Annotated in this window: 4 protein-coding genes and 1 pseudogene; 4 read left to right on the top strand and 1 reads right to left on the bottom strand. The window is 35.8% G+C overall.

Annotated features, from left to right (window positions below; genetic code table 11):
• The 4 genes from MVY38_RS01365 to fliI form a co-directional block, all read left to right on the top strand.
• Positions 1–638, top strand: a 638-nt coding sequence (locus tag MVY38_RS01365) for an rRNA adenine dimethyltransferase family protein (protein ID WP_297482647.1), incomplete at its 5' end; no start/stop codon positions are given.
• A gap of 13 nt (positions 639–651) precedes the next feature.
• The gene (locus MVY38_RS01370) at positions 652–2,598 is read left to right on the top strand and encodes a ribonuclease J (protein WP_297482650.1); all 1,947 of its coding nucleotides are present in this window, start codon (positions 652–654) and stop codon (positions 2,596–2,598) included.
• Between the two features lie 12 nt (positions 2,599–2,610).
• Positions 2,611–3,195, top strand: coding sequence for a GTP cyclohydrolase I FolE (gene folE, locus MVY38_RS01375; RefSeq protein ID WP_297482653.1), 585 nt, complete (start codon positions 2,611–2,613; stop codon positions 3,193–3,195).
• 3 nt (positions 3,196–3,198) lie between these two features.
• Positions 3,199–4,503: a flagellar protein export ATPase FliI gene (gene fliI, locus MVY38_RS01380; protein WP_297482656.1), complete on the top strand. Its 1,305-nt coding sequence runs from the start codon at positions 3,199–3,201 to the stop codon at positions 4,501–4,503.
• Here fliI and MVY38_RS01385 read toward each other — a convergent pair.
• Positions 4,500–5,720: pseudogene (locus MVY38_RS01385) on the bottom strand (hypothetical protein); the annotation flags it as partial. The gene fliI and the pseudogene MVY38_RS01385 sit on opposite strands and share 4 nt — an antisense overlap.

Here is a 5,720-nt window from a genome sequence, read left to right on the forward strand (position 1 = left end):
ATTTAACTAAATTTTTAGTTGATGTCAAAAGTGTAGAAGCTTTTGAGGTAGATACCGATTTATGTAAACTGTTACAAGATACTTTTAAAAAAGAGATCGATACCAAGCGACTCCACTTAAATTGTGGGGATGTTTTACAAGCTTGGCAGACTACTTTAATTGATGAGCCGTATGACTTGGTGGCAAATTTGCCATACTATATAGCTACGAACATCATACTCAAAGCACTCGCAGATCCAATGTGTAAAAGTATACTTGTAATGGTACAGCTTGAAGTTGCAGAGAAATTTTGTGCAGTTGCAGGTGAAAAAGTATTTGGTTCGTTGGGTATTATTACCCAAAGTGTAGGAACAGCAAAGATAATTGTGAAAGTTCCACCGACTGCGTTTGACCCACAACCAAAGATTGACTCTGCGGTTTTTCTAATAGAAAAAAGTGCTGATAGAAGTGATAAAGATTTTGAAGATATGCTAAGAGTTGCATTTACACAACCTCGTAAAACTTTGATGAAAAATCTTTCAGCAAAATATGAAAAACCACGACTCCAAGAGGCTTTTAACGAGCTAGAACTTACATTAACAATTCGCCCTCATCAAGTTAGCACGAAGGACTATCACCAACTCTACAAAATAATATAAATAAGGAGTTTGGATGGCAGAAGAGACACAAGAGGCTACTCAAAGTAAACCTCAAGAACAACGCAAACCAAATAACAATAGAAGAAATAATAATAGTCGTAGACCGAATCCTAATCAAAAGAAAAATGAAGCTACAACAGGTAATAAACCGGCTGCTAAGTCTAATAATAACAAAAATAAAAATCGTAATCGACATAAAAGAGGACCTTCACCAGTTGATGAAAATCTGAAATCTTTTGTTTCTAAGAATCAAGAGTCTCATAAGCAAAGATTGAACCCCCATTATAAATTAGATTTAAATTCTAAGGCAAAAATCCGTGTAACACCACTTGGTGGACTTGGTGAAATTGGTGGAAATATTGCTGTTTTTGAAACAGATAATGAGGCAATATTAGTCGATGTTGGTATGAGCTTTCCTGATGAAGATATGCATGGTGTAGATATTTTAGTACCCGATTTTTCATACCTTCATGAAATAAAAGATAAGATTGTCGGTATTATAATTACACATGCCCATGAAGATCATATTGGTGCAATGCCATATCTTTTTAAAGAGTTGCAGTTTCCTATTTATGGAACACCACTTCCTTTAGCAATGATAGGAAATAAATTTGATGAGCACCACTTAAAAGAGGCAAGAAAATATTTTAATCCAATTGAGAAGAGAAAAGTATATAAAATAGGAAATGATTTTGAAGTTGAGTGGATGCATATGACACACTCTATCATTGATTCTTCTTCTATTGCAATTACTACTGAAGCTGGAACTGTTATCCACACTGGTGATTTTAAAATAGATTATACACCAGTTGATGGATACCCAGCAGATCTTCATAGACTTGCTCATTATGGTGAAAAAGGAGTATTGTGTCTGTTGAGTGACTCAACAAACTCACATAATCCAATAGCTACTGGATCTGAATTAAGTGTTGGACCTGCACTTGACAGAGTTTTCTCAAAAGCAGAGGGACGCGTAATACTTTCAACATTTAGCTCAAATATTCACCGTGTTTATCAAGCTATTCAGTATGGCGTGAAGTATGGTCGTAAAGTTTGTGTGATTGGGCGTTCAATGGAGCGTAACTTAGAAGTTTGTATGCAGTATGATTATATAAAATTTCCTAAAAGTATTTTTGTAGAGCCTGAAGATGTAGCGAATATGAGTGATAAAGATGTACTTATTGTTACTACTGGCTCTCAAGGTGAAGCAAATTCAGCACTCTTTAGAATGAGTATTGGAGAGCATAGACACATTAAAATTAAACCGACAGACTTGATTGTACTCTCTTCTCGTGCAATTCCTGGGAATGAAGGTTCTATTTCTAAAATGCTTAACCATTTACAAAAATGTGGTGCGAGAGTGGCAATGGATAGAGATATTCATGTCTCTGGTCACGCCTCTATGGAAGAGCAAAAACTTATGTTGCGTTTAGTAAATCCTAAATTCTTTTTACCAATTCATGGTGAATATAATCATGTTATGAAGCACAAAGAGACAGGAATGATGTGTGGCGTTCCAGAGAGAAATATTCTTCTTATGAGTGATGGTGAACAGATTGAGATTGCACCAAAATATATGAGAAAAGTAAAAACTGTAAAAACTGGTAAAACATATATTGATAATCAAAATAACCATCAAATTGAAGATGATATTGTTATGGATCGTCAAAAATTGGCAGCTGAAGGTGTCATAATGATGGTTATTCAAGTAAGTGAGCAGACTGGCAAAATGATGGACAAACCAAAAGTTACTACTTTTGGTATTGTTCCAGATAAAAGAGACAAAGCATTTGCAAAAGAGATGAGTGAAATCGTAGAAAACTTCCTTCTTAATATGAAACCGGGAATGATTGATAATCCAAGAGCATTAGAATCAGACTTGCGTCAAGTAGTGAGAAAACATATTTATCGTAAAATGAAACGATATCCTCTTATCGTTCCTACAATTTTTATTCATTAAGGTAGGATTATTTTGTCAGAAAATAAAAATATTGAATTTGAAAATGCAGTAAAAATAATGATGGAGCATGTTGGAGAAAATCCTAGTAGGGAGGGTCTTCTTGACACTCCTTCTCGTGTAAGAAAATCTTTTGAATTTATTTATGGAGGGTATAAAGAAGACCCTGCTGCTATACTTAAAAAAGCACTTTTTACGAGTTCAAATGATGAAATGGTTTTGGTGAAAGATATAGAGTTTTATTCTACTTGTGAACACCATTTACTGCCAATTATTGGGCGGGTACATGTTGCTTATATTCCTGATGGAAAAGTAGTTGGTCTTTCTAAAATTCCTCGTGTTGTGAATGTTTTTGCACGACGAATGCAGATTCAAGAGCAATTAACAGAGCAGATAGCAGATGCTATTATGGATACAATAATGCCAAAGGGTGTTGCCGTTGTTATTCAAGCACGCCATATGTGTATGGAGATGCGAGGTGTGGAAAAAATAAACTCTACAACTACCTCTTCAGCTCTTCGTGGACTCTTTAAAAAAGATGAAAAAACCAGAAGTGAGTTCTTCTCACTCATTAACTCACCTAGTGGCTCACGATACTAAAAAATGCCATTTGCATCCCTAAAAGAGAAACTTGCAAATAAAAATTACTCTGTTGCGTTTGGAGAAGTCGTAAAGATAAACGCAACGGTGATTATTGCAAAAGGTCTCAATGTAAGCATTAGCGATATTGTTAAAATTGTCTCAAATACGACAGAGCAAGAGACGGTTGGCATGGTCACCGAGATTGATGGAGACCTACTGTATATTTCTCCTTTTAGCTTTGTTGAGGGCTTTCGCTCTGGTGATAAAGTATTTTTAGATGCAACAGGCTTAAAAATTCCCATTGGGGAGGCTCTTTTAGGGCGAGTGGTAGATCCATTTATGCGTCCCGTTGATGGAAAAGAAGCTATACATGATTCGCAATTAAGACCCATCATAAAAGCACCTATTGCTGCCATGAAGCGTGGTATGATAGATGAAGTTTTTAGTGTGGGTGTTAAGAGTATTGATGGTCTTTTAACCTGTGGTAAAGGGCAAAAGCTTGGTATCTTTGCAGGAAGTGGTGTAGGAAAATCTACCCTTATGGGGATGATTGTCCGTGGTGCAGATGCTCCCATAAAAGTTGTAGCACTCATAGGTGAGCGTGGGCGTGAAGTGCCTGAATTTATAGAGAAAAATCTTGGTGGTGATTTGACAAACACCGTGGTCATTGTGGCAACTTCTGATGACTCTCCTCTTATGCGAAAATATGGTGCATTTGCTGCCATGAGTGTTGCTGAGTTTTTTAAAGATCAAGGGCAAGATGTACTTTTTATTATGGACTCTGTGACCCGTTTTGCTATGGCTCAGCGTGAAATAGGTTTGGCACTTGGTGAACCACCTACCTCTAAAGGCTATCCACCCTCCTCTCTTACTCTTTTACCCAAACTGATGGAAAGAGCTGGAAAGGAGGAAGGAAAAGGTTCTATCACCGCCTTTTTTACGGTGCTCATAGAGGGTGATGATATGAGTGATCCTATTGCTGATCAGTCGCGTTCTATTTTGGATGGACACATAGTCTTATCGCGTGAAATGACAGATTTTGGTATTTATCCTCCTATTCATATTTTAAACTCAGCGTCAAGGGTAATGAATGATATAATCTCGCAGGAACAGTTTAAGGCTGTTATGAAATTTAGAAGGCTCTACACCCTTTTAAAGGAGAATGAGGTACTTATTCGTATCGGTGCATATATAAAAGGGACAGACCCTGAACTTGATGAGGCAATAGAGAAAAAAGAGGCAATGCGGCAGTTTATCTCACAAGGTGCCAATTTTTATGTCCCTTTTGATAAAACCGTAAAAGATATAATAGAACTGATGCTCTAATCTACAATAAGTTTGTTATGCAGCCATGCGTCACGCGCTATTCTATTTTGTTGTTTGATAATAATGGCAAGTTTTTGGGATGATTTCTTTTCATACTCTTGCATAACTCTTTGCAAGTTACTATCAAGACCAAAAATATCAATATAAGAGTAGATGAAATTCTCTGCACTGCTAAACTTTTTTTGGCTTAGAAAATCATCAATGCTTACAATAAAAGTAAGCCGTAAAAGTGCCCCTACCCTTTTTGTTCTGCTTCTTACTGAGATTAGCTCTTTAAGTGTCTTTTTCACCCCTTTTATATTTCCATATAGAGTGTATTTTTCACATTTTTGCATAAGTTTGCTCCAATGTTTTTCGAGCATTTTTGCAAGCTTTAGCTCCATAAACATCTGTGGATATTCATCAAGAATCTCGTAACACTTTTTAAATTCACTCTCTTGGTAACTTTGCATAAGCATTTCAATCATTTCTGCTTTTTGTTCAAGAAACTTCAGTTCTTCTGCTATGAGGGATATACCTTTTAGTCTCTCCATCATTGCTGTAGCTTTTTGGATAGCAGCTGCGTTTAGTGCAGAGTTTATATTGCTCAAAGTTGCCTCAAGTTTAGCTAAAAATGCTTTATATGGAGGGAGTTGTGAAAAATTTGGATGTAGTGCTAAAAGCTTTTTTATATCATGGTATTGCAGCTGTTTAAGGGCATCTAAAAAGGATAAAAAATCTTTATTATCTTTAAGAATAAGATTTATACTCTCTTTTTTTAATACAACCCCCAGATAAGGAAGTAGCAACTCTTTTGCCTTTTGTGTATTCATTAAAAGTATCTGTTTTTGAGCATTTTTATATGCCCGCTTGTACTTTCTTTCCATCTCCTTATACTCTTTTGAGTATTGCAGTGGTAGATATTTTTCACTTAAAGCATAAGCAGGGGCATATAATTTTTGCATACAAAGGGTTTGAAACCTTTCATAATACCTATATGCCTCAAAAAGCTGCTCTATATCCTCTATTTTAGATTGGATCTTTGAACAGTTTTCAAGAATATGTTGGGCTTTTTGTGTATCTGAGTGTTGCAGAGTATTGACTGCATTTAAATACTTTATCTTATAAATATTTTCTAGTTTTTTATACTCTTTAGAATCTAAAAGCTGTGGATTATTTGCAACGAGGGTATAGGCTTCTTGCATCATGTTATGCAGAAGAAGAGATTTTTGTCTCTT

The organism is Sulfurimonas sp. (genome assembly GCF_027056685.1).
In the GTDB taxonomy this organism is placed as follows: Bacteria; Campylobacterota; Campylobacteria; order Campylobacterales; family Sulfurimonadaceae; genus Sulfurimonas.

Excerpts from the sequence above, each read along its gene's own strand:
- fliI (WP_297482656.1), top strand. The coding sequence starts at position 3,199 with ATGCCATTTGCATCCCTAAAAGAGAAACTTGCAAATAAAAATTACTCT.
- MVY38_RS01370 (WP_297482650.1), top strand. The coding sequence starts at position 652 with ATGGCAGAAGAGACACAAGAGGCTACTCAAAGTAAACCTCAAGAACAA.